Source organism: Enterococcus sp. AN402, assembly GCF_040719405.1.
Taxonomy (GTDB): domain Bacteria; phylum Bacillota; class Bacilli; order Lactobacillales; family Enterococcaceae; genus Enterococcus; species Enterococcus faecalis.
Genome location: NZ_JBFDTM010000004.1, coordinates 135,080 through 158,537 on the forward strand (window position 1 = coordinate 135,080; position 23,458 = coordinate 158,537).

Sequence of the window (23,458 nt, forward strand, 5' to 3'; positions counted from 1 at the left end):
AGCATGAGCTTTTGTGAAAAGCAACTAGGAAGGTGTTTCATCTAGTTCCTTTAAAAGTTGACTTGCTTGATGAGCTAGGAGTTCAATTAAAGCAATGACAGGGATTTGAGTGGTTGTATTGACTGACTTATCTGCAAATGGAGAACGTTCGTCGGGCATATAATAGGAGATGTTGTAGTCAGCCAAGCGGGCAATAGTTGAATGTTGATTGTTGGTAATGCTTAGCACTTTGGCACCAGCTGTTTTAAAATCGGTCATTTGTTTAATCATTTCATTGGTTTCCCCAGATACAGACAGAATCAAGGCTAATGTATTTTCAAATCCGCGCTTGGGGATAGGCGTAAAGGGATCAGCAATACTGTAAGAATTGATATTTAAGTTGGCAAAATAACGACTGCCATAACTACCTAAAATTCCGCTAGTACCAATGCCAGTAAAGGCAACGTGACGTGCTTGAACAATCATTTGGATTGCTGGACGAAGCATTTCGTAATAGGTTTCTTGGTTTAATTTTTTCAAAAAAGCATCGACGTGAACCGTGGCATCATAAAAATTTTCAAACGTTTGTGTTTGTTTGGCTTCTTCTTTCACTGCATATTTTAATTCGGAAAAACCAGCATAGCCCATTTTGTTACAAAATCGTAGAATCGTTGAGGTGGAGACATGACAGGAAGTAGCCAGTTGGCGAATGGTCTGTTGAGGGATTTGGTGCAGGTGTTCCAATACATAATGGTAAACGAGCATTTCTAATTCATTCAAGGTCTGAACCTTCTCTAAATCAAACAAAGTAATCCTCCTTTATATAAAAACTGAATATGTTATTTTTTTGTGTAAATCAAATAAACCAATTCTTATTTTTCTTGAAAAAAATGTAAAATAACTCAATAAAAAGTTTCTTATTTCCTATTTTACAAAAAGTAGCCCAATTATCCTAGTTTTTCTCTTTTTTCTTTTAAAAATAACAATGCGCACCCCTAGAGTTTTTTGAGAAAACAAGCTAAAATAGATAAGAAGAGAAAAGGAGGCGTTGATGTGGCACGGGAAGTAATTTTATTTATTGCAGCGAGTATTGATGGTTTCATTGCGGACAAAGCGGGCGGTGTTGCTTGGTTAGAAGAGAATATTCGTGGCGATGAAGAAGATCGTAGTTACGATGAAATGTATGAAAAAATAGACACTGTGGTAATGGGGCGGACTACTTATGATCAAGTGACACAAGAATTGTCCCCAGATGTGTATTTTTATGAAGACAAGCATTCTTATATCATTACCTCTCATCCAGAACCATCAACTGCTTCAAGAACTTTTACCAAGGAAGATCCCGTCACATTAATTCGTCGTCTCAAAGAAGAAGACGGCGCGGGAATTTGGATTGTTGGAGGCCCGAAAGTGGTTCAACCGCTTCTGGCAGCTGATTTAATTGATACCTTCATTTTGACGACAATACCACTGTTTCTGGGTGAGGGCATTGCTCTATACGAGACAATGGCTCAATCAATCCCAGTTCGTTTAAAACAGGTTTATCAAAAAAATGAGTTGGTTTATTCGATTTATCAACGTGAAAACAAAAATTAAAAAATAATTATTCGGTTGGGCAAGTTGCTTTCAAGGTTTTGAGTTTCTCATAGGGCGAGAGGAACAAAGCAACAGTTGTCTAGCCGTTTGTGTTGTTTTTGATTGACAAAGAAATGGTAGAGGAGAAAAAAATGAAACATCAGATCAAAAGAAGGTTGTATATTTCACCTGTTCAAACAATTGTCTTAGGCTTTTTTCTATTAATTGTTGTAGGCACGATCTTATTAATGATGCCTTTTTCTGCACAAGCTGGACAAAAAACGCAATGGATTGATGCTTTTTTCGTGGCAACTTCCGCCGTCTGTGTTACAGGGCTTTCGCCTTTGAATACGGCGGAACATTGGAGTCCTATCGGGCAAGTTATTATTATGATTTTGATTGAATTAGGCGGCTTAGGCTTTTTAACCGTTGCTACGATTTTCTTTAGTTTGCTGCGGAAAAAAGCGTCACTAAGTGTACGGATGTTGTATCAAGAAGCGTTAAATGTTAGTGAAGTTTCCGGAGTTTTTCGTTTAATGAAATATATTATGAAGTTTGCGGCCATTATTCAATTACTTGGAGCCTTCTTGTTGTCCTTTCAATTTGTGCCAACATTTGGGTGGAAAAAAGGGTTGTTTTTTAGTCTCTTCCATGCCGTTTCGGCATTTTGTAATGCTGGCTTTGATTTGCTAGGGGATAGTATGGTTCCTTATCAAAATTCGCCTTATCTTTTACTAGTCATTAGCTTTTTAATTATAGCTGGCGGTTTAGGATTTATTGTGTGGCGCGATATTTTTGCAATGATTAAAGGCTATAAAAATAAAATTAAGCACCGTGTTAGTATTCATACACGCCTTGCTTTAACGGTGACCGCCACCTTTTTAGTCTTAGGGACCGTTATTTTTTACATTTCAGAATATCGCCATTTTCCAGCTGACATGTCTTTTTGGCAGCGTCTTGTCAACAGTTGGTTCTTGTCGGTTACACCAAGAACGGCTGGCTTTTATTCAGTTGATTATTTGAAAATGAGTAATCCAGGCCTGATTGTCACGATTTTGTGGATGTTTATTGGTGGCACTTCAGGATCAACCGCTGGCGGCTTGAAAACCACTACGTTTGGTGTGCTATTTTTACAATTTCGTGCAATTTTTAAAGGGAAACAGCGAGTGGAATTCCATGAACGCACAATTCCTGAGCGAGTAGTGCTCCAAGCGTTTACTTTGTTCTTCTTGGCAACTTTTTTATGTGTAACTGCTTCGGTTATTCTCTCGTTTACAGAAACATTACCTTTAAAAAACGGGATTGAGTATATTGTTTTTGAAGTGATTTCTGCATTTGGAACGGTCGGTTTAACAATGGGGTTAACACCAGATTTAACTGTTTTTGGTAAACTGGTGATTATTTTTCTAATGTTCGTCGGTCGTGTGGGTGTGTACACGGTGTTATTGTCATTAATTAAGAAAGGCTTGGAAAGTCAGTCGAAAGTTCAATATCCAAAAGAATCAGTGATGATTGGTTAATAGAGAAAGAGGGAAATAGAATGGAATTTTTAGGTATTTTATGTTTGATTTTAATTACAACGACTTTAGCAGGTGTTGCTTGTAAAAGAGTAGGAATTCCTGCGGTAATTGGGCAATTGCTAGTAGGGATTGTGTTAGGTCCAGCGATGTTAAATATTGTGCATCAAGATGTGTTTGTGCATGACTTTTCAGAAATTGGTGTCATTATGCTGATGTTTATTGCTGGAATGGAATGTGAATTGGAATTATTGAAAAAATATGCGAAACCTAGTGTCATGGTCGCTATTTTGGGCATCGTTTTACCGGTTGGTTTTACTATGTTGATTGGTCAGCTGTTTGCTTTTTCTTGGAAAGAAGCTTTTTTCCTTGGGTTAGTTTTAGCAGCAACGTCGGTCAGCATTTCAGTAGAAGTATTAAGAGAGTTGAATGTTTTAAGTAGTAAAGAAGGTGCAACGATTCTTGGGGCTTCCGTCGTTGACGATATCGTGGTCGTGATTATTTTAAGTGTCGCTGTCGGCATGATTGGTGCAAGTACAGGCGGCAATACAGAAGTCAGCTTTATTGTTAAGTTAATTGAACAAGGCTTATTCTTTATTGGGATTTTCTTTTTGGTCCGCTTTATTGCTCCCTATTTACTACGTTTAAGTCAAAAAATGAACATTGGGTCGTCTGTTATTATCATGTCATTGATTATCTGTTTGGGCATGGCTTATTTGGCTGATTTAGTTGGTTTAAGTTCTGTCGTAGGTGCCTTTTTTGCAGGGATTGCTGTGGGACAAACGGATGCAAAAACAGAAATTGATTTCAATATTGAAGCTATTGGCTATGCCGTGTTTATTCCCGTCTTCTTTGCCAGCATTGGCTTATCAGTGACATTTAACACGTTAGGAAAAGATTTACCTTTTATTTTGGTAATGACGATTATGGCGATTTTAACGAAATTACTGGGCGGCGCCTGGGGAGCGAAAATGGTTGGTTTCTCCAATACAAGTTCTTTAATGGTCGGTGCTGGGATGGTTTCGCGTGGGGAAATGGCATTAATCATTGCGCAAATTGGTTACCAATCTAAATTACTTTCAGAAGCGTATTATACGAGCATGATTGTGGTAATTATCTTAACGACCTTAGTTGCACCGTTCTTATTGAAATACTTTGTTAAAAAACAAGAATCTGCGTTGCAATAAAAAAAGATGAGCAGAAGTTGTTGACAAAAAAATAAAATAGCTATATGATGAGTTCAAGATAAACGACTACGTTTGTAGTCAATAATCTTGAACTCTTTTTTTATTGATGAAGGAGGAATTTAACGAGTATGGCAAAAGATAAATTAGCGACAATTACTGATGCAGAGTGGGAAGTCATGCGGGTTATTTGGACCCAAGGCAAGACCACGAGTCGTGAAGTGCATACACTTTTAAATGAGAAAAAAGAATGGAAATCAACGACCGTCAAGACGTTACTAAGTCGTTTAACAGATAAAGGGTTAGTTGGGACGGAGAAAGCAGGCAATAAATATATTTATTATCCGCTAGTAGAAGAACGTCAGAGCGTTGAAACGGTGGCAGACGAACTTTTAGCCAAAGTGTGCAGCCGTAAAGTTGGTTCCGTGGTAGAAACAATTTTGACAGAGAGTCAGTTGAGTTATGACGATTTGGATCGATTAGAGGAACTCTTGAAAGAGAAGCGCAAGACGGCGGTTGAATCTGTCCCTTGCAACTGTATTCCTGGTCAATGCCAATGTCATTTAATTTAAAAAAGGAGTGAAAAAAATGGAAAGTAAAACGTTTGATATTGAAGGGATGAGCTGTGCTTCCTGTGCCCAAACGATTGAAAAGGCTACGGCGAAGTTACCTGGGATGGCAAAGGCAAGTGTCAATTTAGCTACGGAAAAATTAAGTGTCACGTATGATCAGACGGAAGTCACAGAAGAAGAAATTAAGGAAGCTGTGTCAGATGCTGGTTACAAGGCGATTAGCCCAGCCCAGCAACGAACGTTTGCGATTGAAGGAATGAGTTGTGCTTCCTGTGCCCAAACGATTGAAAAAGCTGTGAACCAATTATCTGGTGTTCAACAAGCGATTGTTAATTTAGCCACGGAAAAACTGGTGGTTAGTTATGACGACCATCAAGTAACGAGTGCTGAAATTATCAAAGCAGTTACGGATGCAGGTTATCAGGCGACAGAAGAAGTCGCTGCCGGTGCAACAGCGGACCAAGATCGTGAAAAGAAACAAAAACATATTGCTGAGATGTGGCAACGTTTTTGGATCTCAGCGGTGTTTACAGTGCCACTTCTTTATATTGCGATGGGACACATGGTAGGCTTACCATTGCCGGCTTTTTTGAATCCAATGACACATGCGACGACCTTTGCAATGGTTCAATTGATTTTGACGTTACCCGTTCTATATGTCGGCAGAGAATTTTTCACAGTTGGTTTTAAAGCATTATTTAAAGGGCATCCGAATATGTTTTCTTTGGTAGCTTTAGGAACCAGTGCTGCTTTTGTGTATAGTTTATATGGCACAGTCATGATATTCTTAGGAGATACAAGTTTTACAATGGCTCTTTATTATGAATCAGCGGGTGTTATTTTAACTTTAATTACATTAGGAAAATATTTCGAAGCTGTTTCAAAAGGGAAAACCTCAGATGCGATAAAAAAATTAATGGGTTTAGCACCGAAAACTGCCCATATTTTACGTGATGGCGCAGAAATTGAAGTGCCAGTTGATGCTGTTTAGTTGGATGACATTGTGATTGTTCGCCCAGGAGATAAAATCCCTGTTGATGGAGTGATTGTTTCAGGCAGTAGTTCTGTGGATGAAGCCATGTTAACGGGCGAAAGTTTGCCTGTTGAAAAGAAAGTCGGTGATGCAGTAATTGGTGCTAGCATCAATAAAAATGGCAGCTTTCAATTCAAGGCAACAAAAGTGGGAAAAGAGACGGCCCTTGCCCAAATCATTCAATTAGTGGAAGATGCGCAAGGCTCAAAAGCACCGATTGCACAATTAGCTGATAAAATTTCGGGTGTTTTTGTCCCAATCGTTATTGGTTTGGCTGTTCTTTCTGGCTTGGCTTGGTTCTTTTTAGGACAAGAGTCATGGATTTTCGCTTTGACAATTACCATTTCTGTGTTAGTGATTGCTTGTCCTTGTGCGCTCGGCTTGGCAACGCCGACTGCGATTATGGTGGGGACAGGTAAGGGCGCTGAAAATGGCGTTTTAATTAAAAGTGGGGATGCTTTAGAAACCACTCACAAAATTCAAACAATCGTGTTTGATAAAACAGGAACTATTACAGAAGGCAAACCGGTGGTTACGGATATTTTAGTTGCTGATTCAGCACTTTCAGAAGCTGAGTTACTAACATTAGCAGCTTCTGCAGAACAAGGATCAGAACATCCTCTAGGTGAAGCAATTGTGGGAGCGGCTAAAGAACGTCAATTGCCATTAGCAGAAGGAAGCGATTTTTCAGCGATTCCAGGTCATGGCATCCGTGTGACAATCAACGAACGAGTCCTACTTTTGGGCAATATAAAATTAATGAAAGAAGAGGCCATCGAGCTATCAACGTTTGTTCAACAAGCGGATCGTTTGGCAGAAGAAGGGAAAACCCCAATGTTTGTGGCAAAAGATGGTTCGTTTGCGGGTATCATTGCGGTAGCAGATACTGTGAAGGATAGCAGTCAAACAGCCATTGCACGTTTGCATAAAATGGGGATCGAAGCCGTGATGATTACGGGAGACAACAAGCGTACTGCCGAGGCGATTGCAAAACAAGTAGGTATCGATCGTGTCTTAAGTGAAGTTTTACCGGAAGATAAAGCGTTAGAAGTGAAAAAACTACAAGCAGAAGGCAAAAAAGTTGCGATGGTGGGTGACGGGATTAATGATGCACCAGCACTTGCCCAAGCAGATGTGGGGATTGCTATTGGTTCAGGCACAGATGTTGCAATGGAATCGGCCGACATTGTGCTAATGCGTAGTGATTTAATGGATGTGCCTACAGCAGTTGAATTAAGTAAAGCGACCATCAAAAACATCAAAGAAAATCTTTTCTGGGCATTTGCTTATAATACATTAGGTATTCCAGTGGCTATGGGTGTGTTACACTTATTTGGTGGACCTTTGTTAAGTCCGATGATTGCAGCAGCAGCTATGAGTTTTAGTTCAGTCTCTGTCTTACTAAACGCCTTACGCTTAAAAGGATTTAAACCTTCGACGGTGAAAAAAACTAGTGGAAGTCAAAAATAAAATTGAAAAGGATGAAGTGAAATGGAAAAAACAGTAAAAATTGATGGAATGAAATGTGATGGCTGTGTTCAAGCGGTCACTGAAAAATTTAGTGGAATTGACGGCGTAACGAATGTTGCGGTTCACTTGGCAGATCAAACAGCCGTTGTGACAGCAGATCGTGAAGTAAGCCAGGATGAATTGAATACCACGTTGGCAGATACAAAATTCAAGGTTGTCAGCGAATAACAAAAAACAGGGCCTACCATCATGAGTAGGTCCTGTTTTTTTGTTATGGAAGTTTTGCTTTGATTTCCTGATAAATCTTAGTCGTTTCTTGACCATCACGCGCAGTGTAATAATAAACTTTTTCCCGCGTTTCTATTTTCAGAATCGGATGACTTTTTGTATAAATTAGTAAATAAGCAGGTTTTCCAGCGACTTTAAATTCTCCTGTTAAGTAACTATCTGTCGCAGCACCCATTGTGCGGATGCGTTCTTGAGGTAAGTCATCAATCAAAGAAACAGCAGTGATTTGGTTAAAAGGAATTGACCTTGTTTTTGCTAATGGGGCAGATAACTCAATTTGGTTCTTTTCAATAGTTGCTTGAAAGGCATGACTAGAAAAATCATTTATAAACATTGGTACTGTGGCAAAGAACAGCACCGCAATCGTTAAAATACCAGTAGCGGCTAGAATAATTTTCCCAGCAGGCCGTCCTAGGTTAATAGATAAATTCATACCAATGCGATCAGGAACCATGATTTTGGGGTCCTTTGGATTGATATAAATCCCATACCGCCAATATTGATCATCATCCCCATAGCGATAATCGCCAGCCTGTAAAACGAATTGATCTTGTTTTTTGCGCATTGAAAATAGGTAGTAGAAGAGAAAGCCTACATAAACAAACAAAAGAATAAAATAACAAAAAGTAAGGGCCATCGCAACCGTATAATCAATGACAATTGTGAAAGTTGGTAAAATGGTTAGCGGTGCAAAAACTAAGGCGGATAAAACCATTAAAACAGACCAATGATGCCGAAATAAATCATTGATTTGCTGATTTATTTTTGAGTCACTAGTTAGCGGTTTGACAGGTAAGCGCGCAATAAAATAATAGCCGCCAATGAACAAACTTAACATCAAAACAGTAATTAAGAAAAGAATCCAGGAACCAATCGCCGTTTGCAAGGAATAAAAGCCCCCAGCAAAAGTAAGAATAATCGCAGGTAAAAACCACCAAAATGAAATAAGTTTCTGGTTTTTATTTAAAACTAATTGCGTGTCGATTAAGAGAGGACGCTTAGGTAGCAACCAGCCGTTTTGCATTTTTAAAGCGGCCATTTTGCGAATATAAACAATTTGCAGATAGTAGCCACTGCCAATAAAACTAAATAAAAGTAACAGAAAAAGGAACAATAAAATCGAATCATAAGGAATAAATAACAAAGGTAAACTAAGAACACTAAAAACGGCTGCTAGTTGAACCAAGCGTTTTTTATAACGTTTTCGGATTGCTTGAACGCTGGGATCTTGTAGTTTATCTTCTGGTAAAGTGTTTTCCAAAATAATATTTTTGTGAGGATTTGCATAAATCCCCATAGTAAATGCCATAAAAAAAGCGACAGAAACTAGGATGAAATAAAAGAATACCGCCATTATAATGCACGCCCTTTCGAATCAAAATTTTGATAAATTTTCTGAATAAGTGCTTGGATTTCTGCTTCGGATTGCTGATGTAAAAAACTTTCAGCCAACAGAAGTTCTAAACGCTCATGCAATTGCTGTTGCCAAACAGCGGTAGCAGGTAACTTTGCGGCAATTTTGGTGCCGTTACGACGGTCAGTCACAATATAACCTGATTGCTTTAACTTATTATAAGCTTTTGAAACAGTCATCATATTGACCCCGATTTCGTCCGCCAATTGTCGGATAGAAGGCAAACTTTCATTGGGAACCAGTTCACCTTTGGCAATGCCTACAATGATTTGATCAATGAGTTGCTGATAGATGGGCTGTTCGCTTTGTTCATCTATTTCTAAAAGCATCGAATCACTCCTGTCTTATTTGTGTTATCTGTATTATATATCCTAATACAAAAAGAGTTGGAAAGCAAGGAATTTAGAGTAAATGGTTGTTTCTGTTTAAAGAGAAGCATATAATGAAGAAGAACGTAAAATGAAAGGACGATGAAAATATGACAGCAATTGAACCAAAATTAACAGAGAAATTCCATCAAGATTTCTTGAACAATAATAAACAAAATGCCTTACAACGTAGTGTAGTAAAAAATGGTATCAGCGCTTCAGGTGAATCTGTACAAGGAGCCGTGAATAACGTACCCGTCTTTTCAGTCGACTTAGCTACTGGAAAAGTAGCCAATCAAAAACAAAGCGGTCGCTGCTGGATGTTTGCGGCATTAAATACATTTAGACATAGAATGTTAAATGCGTTTCAATTAAAAGATTTTGAATTATCACAAAACTATACATTTTTCTGGGATAAATATGAAAAATCAAACTATTTCTATGAAAATATTATTGCAACAGCCGATCAACCGTTGACTAGTCGTAAAGTGGCCTTTTTATTAGCGACACCACAACAAGATGGTGGGCAATGGGATATGATCGTTTCAATTTTTGATAAATATGGCGTAGTGCCTAAAACGGCAATGCCTGAAAGCAGCAACAGTTCCAATTCACGTGATTTAAACAACTATTTAAATAAAAAATTACGCAAAGATGCAACAATTTTACGTAGTTTAATTGAAAAAGGCGCTTCTGCTGAAGAAGTCCAAAAAAACAAAGAAGCAATGTTACAAGAAATTTATAATTTCTTAGCAATCTCTTTAGGAACGCCGCCAGAAACCTTTGATTTTGAATACCGTGACGAAGAAAAAAATTATCATTTGGATCAAAATCTAACACCGCAAACATTCTTTGAAAAATACGTTGGCGTTAATTTACATGATTATGTAAGTATTATTAATGCTCCTACAGAAGATAAACCCTTCAACAAAACATACACTGTTGAAATGTTAGGGAATGTTGTCGGCGGCAAAGAAGTTAAATATTTAAATGTAGAAATGGCTGCTTTCAAAAAATTAGCTGCTGCACAATTGGAACAAGGCGAATCTGTTTGGTTTGGTTGTGATGTCGGACAATCTTCAACACGTGACACAGGAATTATGGCATTAGACGTTTACGATATGAACGATCTTTTTGATATTGATTTTACGATGACTAAAGCAGAACGTTTAGACTTTGGTGAAAGCTTAATGACACACGCCATGGTTTTAACAGGTGTTGATATCGTTGATGGTCAAACAACAAAATGGAAAGTGGAAAATAGCTGGGGCGAAAAAGTCGGTGAAAATGGCTTCTTCGTTATGAGCGATGCGTGGATGGACGAGTACACTTATCAAATCGTTGTGCACAAAGATTTATTAACTGATGAACAGAAAAAAGCTTGGGAACAAGCGCCAACTGTTTTGGCACCTTGGGATCCAATGGGCGCATTAGCATAAAACAGAAAAAGAAGGCCCCCGCCGTCATGGCGGGGGCCTTCTTTTTACGTTGGGCGGCGAACTTCACGGATTTCGCCCAATGTTGTATAATCATTGCCTGCTAAACGAGCAATCGGTTGGAGTTTTTCAGGTAAAATGTACTGATGTTCTTCATCGAAAACGGCTGAATCAAAATAGAAATCGGTAATTTCTACAATGAATAAATCCGTAATAATTTGACCTTCATGGTTAGCAATAGGTACATATTGATGTAAGCGAGCTTCCATCCGAATCGGCGCGGCTTTGATTGCTGGAACAGCAACAGTCTGGCTGGCAATGGTTTCAATCCCAAATGTGTCAATTTCACTGATCTCTGCTGCTAAAGGTGCCGAAGTCTGATTCATTTGAGTAAGAACGTCTTCGTTAACGAAATGGATGACAAGTTCTTTAGTAGCCAAGATGTTTCGTGCCGTATCTTTAGGCTCTTTGTCTGGTCGTAAAATGGACAACGTTGCTAAAGGAATTTCAGCTGCCGCCGCATTAAAGAAACTAAAGGGGGCAGCGTTGACGACACCTGTAGCTGTATCTTGTGTTGTAACCCAAGCGATTGGCCGAGGAATAATACTTCCTGATAAAAATTTATACGCTGTTTTTGCAGATAACTCGTTACTATTGTAATGAATCATAGGAACCTCCTAGAAAAAATACTAATTTCGTTGAACATTCGCATCTGAAGTATCGAAAGGACGCACAAATTCTTCAATCCCTGCCCGTTTTGGTTCTAAAAATGGCGGTAATGATAATTTTTCGCCAGCGTGTTCATAGGTTTCATCCTCTAAAAATCCAGGACCATCGGTTGCCAGTTCAAATAAAACATGTGTTGCTGCCAAGAAATATTCAGATTTAAAGTAAAAACGTTCCACAAAGCCAGAATTAGGAAATTCCAAACGATTAATTTTTTCAATCCAGAAACGTAGTGCTTCCTCATCGGCAACGCGCAAGGCTAAGTGATGGACATTGCCGTAGCCTTCTTGAGCCGCTGGCAAATCTTCTCGATGCTCTACGATGATGCTGGCGCCATTCCCACCTTCACCAACTTCAAATAAATGGAAACTACCTTCAGCATCAATCAATTTGAATCCTAAAACTTCAGTTAAAACTAGTTGCAGATGTTCGTAATTTTCGACAGTTACAAAGGCTGGACCTAAGCCGATTAAAGCATGTTCACTAGGAACGTTAGATTTTTTCCAAGGCGTGCCGGCTGCGACACCTTGGTTCTTTTCATCAGAAATAAGTTGGTAACGTTGATTGTCAAAGTCTTCAAATTCTAAATACTTTTTACCAAAACGTTCTTGAATTTCTCCATGATCAATTGCATATTCATTAAAGCGTGATACCCAGTAATCCAAAGCAGCATCATCTTTTACACGGAAGGAAGTACGAGAAATTGTATTGGTTCCTTTGGTTCCTTTAGGTAAGCCTGGAAAGTCAAAGAAAGTCATATCTGTTCCGGGAGAGCCGGCATCATCAGCAAAAAATAAATGATATGTTTCAATATCGTCTTGGTTGACAGTCTTCTTAATTAAACGTAGACCTAAAATATCGGTGAAAAAGTGATAAATTTTTTCAGCACTTGAAGTCATGGCAGTGACGTGGTGTAAACCTAAAATTTGTGTATTCATAATAAAAATCCTCCTAAAAGAAAAATAATTTTTTAATTAATTAACTTACTAAAAGTAAGTTTAAATGATTAGTCCTAAAAATGCAAAAGAAATGTCTCGAATTCGAACTATTATTTTTTAGTTGATTTTTTAAAAAAATAAGAATATAATAGCCTGAGATATTTTAATACATAAACTTTCGTAAACATCGCCGGATGCTTGCGACTAAAGTGTTAATGAACAGTTCTTAGGCCATAGCTGAACTGTTTGTTGGCACTTTTTTTGTTTGGAAGGGAAGGAAAACAAGATGAGTAAAGCTTGGTTAAAAGTTATTTTTGGCGCTTTTTGTGAAGTGATTTGGGTCATTGGTATGAAGCATAGTACAACATGGTGGGAGATTTTAGGGACAGTAATCGCAATCTTTATCAGTTTTTATGCGCTGATTAAAGCAGGAGAGGAATTGCCAGTTGGCACAGCCTATGCTGTATTTGTCGGCTTAGGTAGTGCTGGAACTATTGTGACAGATCATTTTTTATTCCACACACCATTGGGCATAGGAAAAGTTCTTTTTCTGTTGCTGTTATTAATAGGTGTAATTGGCTTAAAAATGGTAACTGGAAATAAAGAGGAGGAAACAAGATGAGTTGGTTATACTTAGTTATTGCAGGCTGTTTTGAAATCTTTGGCGTAGGTTCAATTAAATTATTTACAACAAAAAAAGACTTACGTTCATTGTTAATTTTAATTCTAGCGTTTAGTGGTAGTTTCTTATTTTTATATTTAGGGATGAGACAATTACCGATGGGCGTTTCTTATGCGGTTTGGACAGGAATTGGTACAGCAGGAGGCGCTATTTTAGGAATGCTCTTAGGTGAATCAAAAGACCTACGCCGGATATTTTTTATTTTTTTAATCATTGTTTCTGTGATTGGTTTAAAATTAATTGGTTAGAAGGCGAGAGAACATTGTTTGGATTATTGAAAGACAGGTGAGTAAAATTTAAAAAGAGACAGAACCAAATGCGGTGTTCTGTCTCAAAATAGCTTTTATTTTACAAGGTTACTATAACGTGTCGCAAATTCATTGTTGTAGGACTTGCCGTTGACATCTTGACCAACGTCCCAATTTGCAGACCAAGTCATTAAGCCACGGATAGGATTACCGTCTTTTGCTAACTGATCAAAAGTTTTGGCTACAGGGGTAGCCTCAACGACATAGCCGCTACCAGCAGCATCCCGATTTGCTGGTAAACCAAGGACTAATTTATCGTTTGGTATCTGTAGATAGCCGCGCGTGCCATGGATTAATGAATCAGACATATAATAGAGGAACTCGTATTTTAGAGCATCGTTGCTTTGAGCAACCCAAGTCATAATTTCATCAACCCAGACACCGTCACCGCCTTGGTTATATAATTGTGGGGCAATGTAATCATAATAACCATTTAGGGAAGTAATGTATGTTTCATAAGCGGCACCAGGTTTTAAATAAGGGAATTCTGGCGCCATCGTAATGATGAAATTTTTTCCTTGTGCTCGATAATGGTCTTTGACTATTTTCAACGCAGCAGGGATGACGGTTTGGTTGTCGCCAGCAGTAATCGCTAATTGCTCTAAGTCAATGTCTAAACCATCAAAGCCGTATGTTTCCACTTGACGAATGATTTCATTCGCAAAGGCTTGTTCATCGCCTTTGACTAATTGGATATGTGCATCTGCTCCACCAAGTGCCAATAAAACTGCGCGACCTTGACTATTTAATTGTGCGACTTCTTGTCGGAAGGCAGTGTCTGTTTGGTTATAAGGCTTGAACGTAGGAATCCGTGTCGTGCCATCGCTTTTCATGAAGGAAACCGGTACGACATTGTAGGCTTGATTTACTTCTGAAAGGTTCAGTGATGCTGATGTTCCTTGTTTGTAACCATCGCGTCCTTTTGAGGCCCAGTTATGCCAATATCCAACCAACACTTTTTTGCCAGAGATATCTACCATCGTATCCGCAGCATCTGCAGAAGCTTGAGTAGGCGTTAACCACAAGCCAACTGCAACGGTTGAAAGAAGGAGAAAAGCAGGAATTATTTTTTTTAGCTTCATTTTTTGAGAACTCCTTTAATGTAGTTTAAGATGTGAGTATTTTTACTGAATGTTCACATCAATCGCTTGGTAAAAGGCGTTCACCGTATCACCAATGCCCCAGACAGCGTAAATGACATGATAACCTTTGCGGTCTGTCGGAATATTAATTGTTTGTTTAACAACTTTATTAGGAACTTCTTGTTTACCGTCAATTGAAGCAATTTTGTCGAAGTTTTTAATGTCTAATGGTTGATTGGGATTCCAGCCATTTTTAGTAATATAGTAATCCCAAGAAGCAGTTCTATGTTGGGCAGTTAAGTTCCAAGTGATGTCAAGGGGACCTGTTGTAATGTTTGTTTTGTGCCAACGAGTAGCTGTTTGTTCATCCAAAGGTTCAAAACCTGAGACACCTGCACTGGCTAATTTGCCAGTAATAAACGTATTTTTGGGCGCTTCGATACTTTGAGGTTCCCATTGTGCACGACCAACATTTGTATTTAAGTTACCACCAGCAGAACTACCAAAGAAAGCACGACTTCCAGGACTTGCTACGTAACCATGAGCCTCCGAAACAGTAGGGGCCAATGCAGCGCCACCTAAAACAAAACTAAAAGCCAGGACGATTGTTAATAAACTCTTTTTCACGAAAAAACCTCCTAAAAAATTATTTTGTATGCGCTTACAGATAGGAATATAACATAATAATCTTTCGGATACAAATAATAAGAAATGTTATTTTTAAAAATAAAACAATATTTTTTAAGTAATATTAAGAATGTTTTTAAATAATATAAATAATAGTGTTTTTCAAAGTTTTGTTAATTTTTCATTCGGAATCGCAATTGAAGAAATCACGTGGTATACTTTTAAGAAGAAACAATGACACGAAAGTAGCCATTGGAAAAAGGAGATTATTTCGTGGGAAAAAAACATACATCCTCTTATGAAGTTGCCTACTATGACGGCGATTTTACTGGTGCAATGAAGATACCGGCTTTGTTAGCGGTTGTCATTAAAGTATCAGAAGAACAAACAGAATTACTAGGAAGAGATGCGGCTTATGTCGCTCAATTTGGTCTAGGCTGGGTCATCACCAATTATGAAATAGAGATTCACCGCTTACCAAAAGTTGGTGAAAAAGTAGCAATTACAACGCAAGCTATGAGTTATAACAAATATTTTTGTTATCGTAACTTTTGGGTTCATGATGAAGAAGGCAATGAATGTGTCTTTGTGAAATCAACCTTTGTCTTAATGGATCAAAAAAATCGGAAAATCAGTAGTGTGTTACCAGAAATTATTGCACCTTTTGATTCTGAAAAAATCACTAAAATTTATCGCCATGAAAAAATTGAAAAAGTCACAGAGGGGAACTTTTTACCTTATCGTGTGCGTTTTTTTGATATTGATGGCAATCAACATGTTAATAATGCGATTTACTTTAATTGGTTATTGGATGTGTTAGGGTATGACTTTTTAACAACGCATCAACCGAAAAAAATTCTTGTGAAATTTGATAAAGAAGTAGAATATGGCCAAGAAGTCGAAAGTCATTACGAAATTGTCGAACAAGAAAATCAGTTGAAAACGCGCCATGAGATTCGGATTGATGGTCAAACCTATTGTGAAGCGAATATCGATTGGACCAACTAAGTTGAGATGACGGTTTAGAAAAATAAAAAGTTACGCAGAGGAGGAAGGACATGATTCGCTTAGGATTAACATCTTTTAGTGAACACGACTATTTAACTGGAAAAAAACGGGCCACGCTTTATGAATATGCCAGTCATTTACCGCTAGTTGAAATGGACACGGCGTATTACGGGATTCCTCCCAAAGAACGAGTAGCTGAATGGGTCAAAGCAGTTCCCGAAAACTTTCGCTTTGTCATGAAAGTTTATAGTGGAATCAGTTGTCAAGGTGAGTGGCAGACCTATTATGCAAGTGAAGAAGAAATGATCACCGCTTTTTTAGAAAGTATGGCCCCATTAATTGAAAGTAAAAAATTATTTGCCTTTCTGGTACAATTTTCAGGAACATTTGGTTGTACGAAAGAAAATGTCGCTTACTTGCAAAAAATTCGTCACTGGTTTAAAGACCTACCTATCGCCATTGAATTACGAAATAATTCATGGTATCAACCAAACTTTGTAAAACAAATGTTGCAATTTATGAAAGAAAATCAATTTTCACTTGTGATTGTAGATGAACCGCAGATTCCTACAAATCCAGTGCCCTTTTATCCGTATGTAACGAATCCTAATCTCGTGCTCTTCCGGTTTCACGGACGTAATGCGGCTGGCTGGTTAGCCAATGATGCAGAGTGGCGTAAAAAAAGAACCCTCTATCATTATAATACGCAGGAAATCGCTGATTTAAGCGAAGCTGTTTTAAAAATGTCGCAAGAAGCTAAAGAAGTGGGCGTAATTTTTAATAATAATTCTGGCGGCGATGCTGCAGAAAACGCCCTACAGATGCAAAAAGTCTTGAATTTGAGTTACGATGATTTGAATCCAAAACAATTAGATTTATTTTGAGAAAGAAGGTAGCTGAATGTCTGAAAAGCAATCCCCTTATGAAATGGCTTGTGCATTCCACGAGGTTTTTAATCCACAACAACCAGAGCAACCAACTGCTTTTTCGCCAGAGCTAGCCAGTCGACGAGCAGAGTTTAAAGTCGAAGAACTTGTGGAATTTTTATATAGTGCTGCTAATAATGACCAAGTGCTTTTTCAACAATTGGTCGACGGATTAAAAAAATCTGTCGATAAAGCAGAGCAGAAAGTCTTGGCGAAAGGCAAACCAGTATCTGATCCTTTAGTGGAGGAAGTGGATGCACTAGTCGATTTATTGTATTTTACTTATGGTTCGTTTTGCTTAATGGGCGTCAATCCAACAAAAATTATTGAAATCGTTCATCAAGCCAATATGGGGAAATTATTTCCAGATGGGCAGCCACATTATGATCCGGAAACAAATAAAGTATTAAAACCTGAAAATTGGGAACAAGATTTTGCGCCAGAAGCTAAAATTAAAGCGGAAATTCAACGCCAATTGAAAATTACTGAGACCAATGAAAAAGACGAATGAGAAAACTCATTCGTCTTTTTTATTAATCATGGAAGAACGTCCGATATAAGGCTTTGATGGCTTTTTCCTCTTGTTCTTTTTTGATACCAAACATAATGCTTACTTCCGAAGATCCTTGGTTAATCATTTCTAAGTTGATTTTTTCTTTGGCTAACGCCATTGTACTTTCAGCAGTAACCCCAATTCGTTGGCGCATGCCTTCCCCGACAATCATAATCATAGAAAGGTGATGCGTGATGCGTAACTCATCAGGCGCTAAAACTTCTTGGAGTTGAGCCATCAGTCGATTTTCAATTTCAGTTGTTAACTGGTCTTCTCTTAAAACAATCGTGATGTCATCAATTCCTGAGGGCATATGCTCATAGCTTAAGGCTAATTTTTCTAGTACTTCTAAAAGCCGTCGCCCAAAACCTAACTCTCTATTCATTAAATACTTACTAATGTAAATACTTGCGAACCCTTGATCACTAGCAATTCCTACAACAGGGGCATGCTTCACTTTGCGAGAGGTGGTAATTAGGGTGCCAGGATGATGTGGGTTGTTGGTATTTTTGATAACGACTGGAATATTTGCGCGATAGGCAGGCATTAAGGCTTCGTCGTGGAGGACGGCAAATCCTGCATAAGCTAACTCCCGCATTTCTCTATAGGTCAATTCTTGAATCGTTTGAGGCTGTTCAATAATTCCAGGATGGGCGACATAAATTCCGTCCACATCGGTAAAGTTTTCATACAAATCTGCTTGAACACCTGCGGCAACAATGGACCCTGTGATATCGGAACCGCCACGAGAAAAAGTACAAATTTCGCCGGCTTCTGTATAACCAAAGAAACCTGGAATAACCAAGATTTGTTGAGTCTCACGATAGGCACTAATTTTCTCTAAAGCTTTTGGTAAAATGCGGGCATTGCCTGGCTCAGGTGTCACTAGGAGACCTAATTCTTTTGGACTAATGTAGCGAGCATCTAAGCCATTCTGATTGAAAAAACTGGCAACAACTTTTGCATTATTGTCCTCGCCGCTAGCTAAAAAATAGTCAAATAAAAAAGCATTGTTTTCTTTTGGTAAAGTGGCTAATTGGCGAATCGAAATAGCAATATCAGCTAAAACTGCTTTATCCAAGTGTAATTCATCAAAAAGATCTTCATAACGACGAATGATGGCAGAGATTGTCGATTCAATTTCCTCATTATTTAAGTAGCGCTGATAGTATTGAATCAATAAATCAGTCACTTTAATATCTTGCGGGGTTCGCTTTCCAGGAGCGGATACAACGACAAACGTTCGGCGCGGCTCTTCCTTGACGATTTGTAAGACTTTCTGTAACTGTGGTGCTGATGCTAGCGAGCTACCGCCGAATTTAACTACGTTCACGTTTATCACTCCTGTTTTTAATTATTTTCTCATTTGTAGATTAGTAAAAGGATACCGAAAAACATTTAGAAAAGCAACCACTTATTTTCAGAAAGTTAGGAAATCATGAAAATATTTGTTCTTCATTTTTCCTTAAAATTTTGTTAAACTGTAAAGATATGAGTCGTAACGAAGGAGTTAAATAGTATGACAGAATCCAAAACTGCCATTATTTTTGATATGGACGGTGTCCTAGTAGATAGCGAAGCTTATTATTATGAGCGACGTAAAGCATTTTTAGCGGAATTTGATTTGACCATTGAGGGCCTAACCTTGCCAGAATTAGTCGGTGCAGATATGCGTTCATTATGGCAAAAGATTGAACAAGTCAACAAAAAAGAGCTAGATATTGCTTTTTTAAATGAACAATACATAGCCTATAAAAAAGCGCATCCGATAGATTATTTAGCTGTGCTTGATGAAAATGCGAAACGTGTTTTACAATTTTTAAAAAGACAAGGCTATAAAATCGGATTAGCTTCTTCTTCCACAAAAGACGCAATTGAAGAGGTTTTGGCAGTGGGGCAATTAAGTAGTTATTTTGATGCGGTCGTGAGTGGGGAAGATTTCGAAGAAAGTAAACCGGCGCCGGATATTTATCTGCACACGTTACAAGAATTAGCTGTTGCGCCACAGGAATGTATAGCCATTGAGGATTCAGAAAAAGGCATTGCCTCTGCCAAAGAAGCTGGGCTAGAAGTTTGGGCGATGCGCGATGAACACTTTGGGATGGATCAAAGTCAAGCGGATGCCTTCTTAACACAACTAAGTGATATTTGTAAAAAAATTAGTGAAAATCGGATCGATGAAAGCAGTGAATCAACCCCTTCGTAAGAAGATCGCGGGTTTTCTTAAAAAAGTTTGTTATAACTAGTGAATGAATATACAGTTTGTGCTATAATTTTCTATAGGTATTTCTGCAAGAATGCCCTTTTTCAAGGGTCAGGAACAATAGATAACCGTGTGAAGAGAACAAACAACCTTTCTTTTATTATAGAAAAATTATCGGAGGAGCCAAAATGAAGAATAATTGGATTATCATTTTAGTACTAGTAATCGTTATTATTGCTGCGGTGCTATACTTAATTGGTTATTTTATGCGCAAAAAAAATCAAGAACAATTAGATGAATTAGAAGTTCGTAAAGAAGCCCTGTTTGACTTACCAGTCTTTGAAGAAATCGATGACATTAAAAAAATGCATCTAGTTGGACAGAGTCAAAATAGTTTCCGTGAATGGAATCAACGTTGGGTAGAACTATCGACACGTTCTTTCGCCGAACTAGAGAGTCAAATTTATGAAGTCGAAAATCAAAATGAAATTTTCCGTTTCATGAAAGCGAAGAAAGCAGTCGTGGAAGCGAATGAAACGATGACCGAAATGGAAGCCGAAGTGGAAGTCATTCGTAATGGCTTGAAAGAATTACGTGAAAGTGAAGAGCGCAATTCATTAGAAGTTCAAAAAGCTTTGGATGTCTATGAAGAATTAAGTAAATCACTAAAAGATGATAAAGCTAGCTTTGGTCCAGCTTACTCCGAAATCCAAAAACAATTAAGAAACGTCGAAATTGAATTCACACAATTTGTCACACTAAATACATCGGGAGACCCAATCGAGGCTCGAGAAGTCCTAGAAGATGCAGAACGTCATACGTATGAATTGGAAGACTTAATGAAACGGATTCCACCAATGTATGAAGAATTAAATGAAACTTTCCCAGATCAATTAAAAGAAATCGAAGAAGGCTACAACCAATTATTAGCTGACGATTATGTGTTCCCTGAACAAAACTTTGCTGAAGAAATTCAACATGCGAAAAAACGTGTCGAGAATTCAATGGCTGATTTAGAGAAAACAGAGATTGCTGCAGTAGAGGTCGCAAATCGCGACACAGCAACGGCGATTGATGCATTATATGAAGTGATGGAACGTGAAATTGAAGCGAAGAAATATGTCGTAACCAATCAAAAAATTATTGACGATTATATTTCTCATTCCTTAAAAAATAACCGTCAATTAATGATTGAATTGGACCATGTATCACAAAGCTATACCTTAAACAACAACGAGCTAGGACGTAGTCGTGGTTTCCAAACGGAAATTGAAGAAATTATTCGCCGTCAAAAAGATTTGGAACCTCGAATGAAAGAACATACCGTTCCTTACTCTGAAATTCAAGCGTTCTATAAAGAATGCTATAAGATTTTAGATGATATTGAAAATCAACAATTAGAAATTGATGCTTCATTGAAAGAACTAAGAAAAGGCGAAAAAGTCGCTCAAGAAAAAGTCGACGAATACGAATTCCGTTTACGGAGTATCAAACGGTATGTTGAAAAGCAACGATTACCAGGTTTGTCTGCTGATTACTTAGAATTTTTCTATGTGGCAACGGATCGAATTGAAGATTTAAGCCGAGCCTTAAATAAAATGCGCATTAACATGGATGAAATCAATCGTTTGTGTGACTTATGCGAAGATGATTTAGAGTTATTAGATAAGAAAACAAAAGATTTAGTCAATGCAGCAGCTCTGACAGAACAAATGATGCAATATGCAAACCGCTATCGTCATACTCACGAGAACATCCGAGCGGCTTTAGATAAAAGCATGTATTTATTCTCGACAGAATTCCGTTATCAAGATGCATTAGATGAAATTGGAACGGCATTGGAAGCTGTTGAGCCAGGGGCGTTCAAACGAATCGAAGATTTTTATTTTAAAAATATCAATAACCCTAATTTAACAGCAATTTAATTAAACAATCACGGCTCTTCGTCAATGAGTGTTGGTGAAGAAATTCAATAGAATAATCGAGATACTCACACGGCTAGACAGCTATCTTGTCTAGCCGTGTTGTTGTTCTGGCTTTAGTCAGTTGGGTAGTATTCTTAGTTTTCTTAAAATATTTTCCTCGATATAAAAAGATTCGTTCTCGGTAGTTTTGAAAGTTTCTAAAGCCATAGGCAATTCGTTTTAGTACTTTGATATGGTTATTCAAACATTCTATAGGGCCGTTGGAATAGGGAACGCGCAACGCTCGTTTGATTTCTGTTTGGTATTTCTTGAAGGTCGTGAACACTGGTTGGTAGTGCTCTGGCAACTCCTTGTAGTCTTCTTTTAGGAGCGCGACGAATTCAGGAACATCTTGTCTTCTGATAACGGAAAGAAAATCCTGGTAGACTTCGTAGCCTCGCTTTAAGGAATCATCATAAGATAATAGCCGATCGACTATCTCTGCTTCTGTCAGATGATCTCGAAATGACGGACGCCAGTAGCGATGCTGACCTTTCAATTCCCACGCATTCTTTTGAAGTAGTCTCCAGTATTTCTTTAAGTGCTTCGACCGACGATCCCCTTTTTTAAAGGTCTTCATTACTTGAATTCGGTGGTTGGTAAAAGCCCGACCAATGTGTTGGCTAATATGAAAGCGATCGGCGACGATTCGGGCATTCGGAAAACACTCTTTCACCAATGTGCGATAAGGTGTATAGAAATCTGAAACCACTAGACGCACTTGTTCACGGACTTTTCTAGGGTAGCGCAAGAAATAGTCGCGTAAAGGATTGAGTTGCCGATTTTCCACAATATCAATCAGTTGATGGGTCTTGCCGTCCATCATGACAAAGCTCATGGCTCCCGAGACGTTTTTCACCGATTTGAATTCATCGAAACACACCACTTCTGGTAACGGCTGGTTCAAAGAAACGGTTTTAGGCCGAAGGCTGCGAAGTATTCGAATGACAGTGGTCGGAGAAATGTGCTTCATACGTGCAATCAAAGACATAGAAATAGGCTCACTTAATAGCTCAAGAATGGCTTGTTTGACTCTGCGGGCGATGGAGCAGCGACGATCACTAACTGAATCTTCTGCTAAAAAAGTCTTTCCACAGTGTTTACATTTGAAGCGCTGTTTGTTAATCCGCAGAATGGTCTTGTAGTTACTGACATCATTCAATAAGATGGATACTTTTTTCCAGCCCCATTTAATGATCGTTTGCTTATTTTGATAGTGACAATGGAAGCATTCCTCTGGTTGATAGGTCAATGTGCCATCAAAAACAAAACATGTTTCGTCATTGATTCGCTCTTTGCGAAAGGCATCTTCATGAAAGATAAGATTTAGGTCTAGAATATCTAGTAACTCTTTGGTAAACTCTGAATAGGACATCTTGAAACACTCCTTTGAATGGTTTTCGTCGACTTTATTCTAAAGGATTTCAAGGTGTCTGTTTGCGTTTATTAGAAAAAAGAAAAAGTATTGGCAACAGAAGGCGTCACCAACACTAGATATTATAGAGCCACAATCACTAAACAGAGGTTTGTCGACAGACAAGCCTCTGTTTTTATGGCGTGGTGGTGACTTGAAGTGATACTTTAGAAAGTATATAATGGGAAAGA

Annotated in this window: 22 protein-coding genes and 1 pseudogene; 14 read left to right on the forward strand and 9 right to left on the reverse strand. The window is 38.2% G+C overall.

Features of this window, described 5'->3' with window-relative positions:
* Positions 1-24 precede the first annotated feature (24 nt).
* A complete protein-coding gene (genR, locus tag AB1I62_RS02120; RefSeq protein ID WP_002362941.1) occupies positions 25-786 on the reverse strand; it encodes a transcriptional regulator GenR in 762 nt (253 codons plus the stop codon).
* Between the two features lie 198 nt (positions 787-984).
* Between genR and AB1I62_RS02125 the strand changes: the two genes are divergently transcribed.
* From AB1I62_RS02125 to AB1I62_RS02150, 6 genes and pseudogenes are all read left to right on the forward strand, one after another.
* The gene (locus AB1I62_RS02125) at positions 985-1,575 is read left to right on the forward strand and encodes a dihydrofolate reductase family protein (RefSeq protein WP_002386047.1); all 591 of its coding nucleotides are present in this window, start codon (positions 985-987) and stop codon (positions 1,573-1,575) included.
* A gap of 113 nt (positions 1,576-1,688) precedes the next feature.
* Positions 1,689-3,074, forward strand: a complete 1,386-nt coding sequence (locus AB1I62_RS02130) for a TrkH family potassium uptake protein (protein ID WP_029644748.1) — start codon at positions 1,689-1,691, stop codon at positions 3,072-3,074.
* Between the two features lie 20 nt (positions 3,075-3,094).
* The gene (locus tag AB1I62_RS02135) at positions 3,095-4,258 is read left to right on the forward strand and encodes a cation:proton antiporter (protein ID WP_002355211.1); all 1,164 of its coding nucleotides are present in this window, start codon (positions 3,095-3,097) and stop codon (positions 4,256-4,258) included.
* A gap of 128 nt (positions 4,259-4,386) precedes the next feature.
* Positions 4,387-4,827, forward strand: a complete 441-nt coding sequence (locus AB1I62_RS02140) for a CopY/TcrY family copper transport repressor (RefSeq protein WP_002379040.1) — start codon at positions 4,387-4,389, stop codon at positions 4,825-4,827.
* 16 nt (positions 4,828-4,843) lie between these two features.
* Positions 4,844-7,330: pseudogene (locus tag AB1I62_RS02145) on the forward strand (heavy metal translocating P-type ATPase).
* Between the two features lie 21 nt (positions 7,331-7,351).
* Positions 7,352-7,558 carry a heavy metal-associated domain-containing protein gene (locus tag AB1I62_RS02150; RefSeq protein ID WP_002355215.1) on the forward strand — a complete coding sequence of 69 codons (207 nt, stop codon included), beginning with the start codon at positions 7,352-7,354 and terminating at the stop codon, positions 7,556-7,558.
* A gap of 43 nt (positions 7,559-7,601) precedes the next feature.
* Here AB1I62_RS02150 and AB1I62_RS02155 read toward each other — a convergent pair whose 3' ends face one another.
* Together AB1I62_RS02155 and AB1I62_RS02160 are read right to left on the reverse strand one after the other, a co-directional pair.
* Positions 7,602-8,972: a PH domain-containing protein gene (locus AB1I62_RS02155; RefSeq protein ID WP_002367848.1), complete on the reverse strand. Its 1,371-nt coding sequence runs from the start codon at positions 8,970-8,972 to the stop codon at positions 7,602-7,604.
* Positions 8,972-9,361 (reverse strand): GntR family transcriptional regulator, encoded by a 390-nt coding sequence (locus AB1I62_RS02160; RefSeq protein ID WP_002358356.1) that lies wholly within the window; start codon positions 9,359-9,361, stop codon positions 8,972-8,974. Before AB1I62_RS02160 ends, AB1I62_RS02155 begins: the two co-directional genes overlap by 1 nt.
* A gap of 149 nt (positions 9,362-9,510) precedes the next feature.
* On the opposite strand from AB1I62_RS02160, the gene AB1I62_RS02165 reads away from it, so the two are divergent.
* Positions 9,511-10,839: an aminopeptidase C gene (locus tag AB1I62_RS02165; RefSeq protein WP_002358357.1), complete on the forward strand. Its 1,329-nt coding sequence runs from the start codon at positions 9,511-9,513 to the stop codon at positions 10,837-10,839.
* Between the two features lie 44 nt (positions 10,840-10,883).
* Here AB1I62_RS02165 and AB1I62_RS02170 read toward each other — a convergent pair whose 3' ends face one another.
* Together AB1I62_RS02170 and AB1I62_RS02175 are read right to left on the reverse strand one after the other, a co-directional pair.
* A complete protein-coding gene (locus AB1I62_RS02170) occupies positions 10,884-11,504 on the reverse strand; it encodes a flavin reductase family protein (RefSeq protein ID WP_002395578.1) in 621 nt (206 codons plus the stop codon).
* Between the two features lie 21 nt (positions 11,505-11,525).
* A complete protein-coding gene (locus AB1I62_RS02175) occupies positions 11,526-12,500 on the reverse strand; it encodes a ring-cleaving dioxygenase (RefSeq protein WP_002355221.1) in 975 nt (324 codons plus the stop codon).
* A gap of 265 nt (positions 12,501-12,765) precedes the next feature.
* On the opposite strand from AB1I62_RS02175, the gene AB1I62_RS02180 reads away from it, so the two are divergent.
* On the forward strand, positions 12,766-13,122 hold the full coding sequence (locus AB1I62_RS02180) for an SMR family transporter (RefSeq protein WP_002386054.1): 357 nt from the start codon (positions 12,766-12,768) through the stop codon (positions 13,120-13,122).
* Entirely contained in the window at positions 13,119-13,430 is a 312-nt protein-coding gene (locus tag AB1I62_RS02185) for a multidrug efflux SMR transporter (protein WP_002355223.1), read from the forward strand. Before AB1I62_RS02180 ends, AB1I62_RS02185 begins: the two co-directional genes overlap by 4 nt.
* A 95-nt stretch (positions 13,431-13,525) precedes the next feature.
* Here the strand turns inward: AB1I62_RS02185 and AB1I62_RS02190 are convergent, their stop codons facing one another.
* Positions 13,526-14,572 carry a chitinase gene (locus AB1I62_RS02190; RefSeq protein WP_002364979.1) on the reverse strand — a complete coding sequence of 349 codons (1,047 nt, stop codon included), beginning with the start codon at positions 14,570-14,572 and terminating at the stop codon, positions 13,526-13,528.
* A gap of 42 nt (positions 14,573-14,614) precedes the next feature.
* Positions 14,615-15,199, reverse strand: a complete 585-nt coding sequence (locus AB1I62_RS02195; protein ID WP_002355225.1) for a lytic polysaccharide monooxygenase — start codon at positions 15,197-15,199, stop codon at positions 14,615-14,617.
* Positions 15,200-15,472: 273 nt separating this feature from the next.
* Between AB1I62_RS02195 and AB1I62_RS02200 the strand changes: the two genes are divergently transcribed.
* The 3 genes from AB1I62_RS02200 to AB1I62_RS02210 are packed head-to-tail and all read left to right on the forward strand — an operon-like array spanning position 15,473 to position 17,644.
* On the forward strand, positions 15,473-16,207 hold the full coding sequence (locus AB1I62_RS02200; RefSeq protein WP_002355227.1) for an acyl-ACP thioesterase domain-containing protein: 735 nt from the start codon (positions 15,473-15,475) through the stop codon (positions 16,205-16,207).
* A gap of 50 nt (positions 16,208-16,257) precedes the next feature.
* Entirely contained in the window at positions 16,258-17,091 is an 834-nt protein-coding gene (locus AB1I62_RS02205; RefSeq protein ID WP_002358361.1) for a DUF72 domain-containing protein, read from the forward strand.
* Positions 17,092-17,107: 16 nt separating this feature from the next.
* Positions 17,108-17,644, forward strand: coding sequence for a haloacid dehalogenase (locus tag AB1I62_RS02210; RefSeq protein ID WP_002358362.1), 537 nt, complete (start codon positions 17,108-17,110; stop codon positions 17,642-17,644).
* A 22-nt stretch (positions 17,645-17,666) separates the two neighbouring features.
* Here AB1I62_RS02210 and AB1I62_RS02215 read toward each other — a convergent pair whose 3' ends face one another.
* Positions 17,667-19,019: an aspartate kinase gene (locus AB1I62_RS02215; RefSeq protein ID WP_002385384.1), complete on the reverse strand. Its 1,353-nt coding sequence runs from the start codon at positions 19,017-19,019 to the stop codon at positions 17,667-17,669.
* Between the two features lie 186 nt (positions 19,020-19,205).
* Between AB1I62_RS02215 and AB1I62_RS02220 the strand changes: the two genes are divergently transcribed.
* On the forward strand, positions 19,206-19,892 hold the full coding sequence (locus AB1I62_RS02220) for an HAD family phosphatase (protein WP_016615909.1): 687 nt from the start codon (positions 19,206-19,208) through the stop codon (positions 19,890-19,892).
* A 185-nt stretch (positions 19,893-20,077) separates the two neighbouring features.
* A complete protein-coding gene (gene ezrA, locus AB1I62_RS02225) occupies positions 20,078-21,814 on the forward strand; it encodes a septation ring formation regulator EzrA (RefSeq protein WP_002355233.1) in 1,737 nt (578 codons plus the stop codon).
* A gap of 73 nt (positions 21,815-21,887) precedes the next feature.
* Here the strand turns inward: ezrA and AB1I62_RS02230 are convergent, their stop codons facing one another.
* Complete coding sequence (locus AB1I62_RS02230) at positions 21,888-23,228, reverse strand: ISL3 family transposase (protein WP_127978659.1); 1,341 nt, start codon at positions 23,226-23,228, stop codon at positions 21,888-21,890.
* Positions 23,229-23,458: the final 230 nt, after the last annotated feature.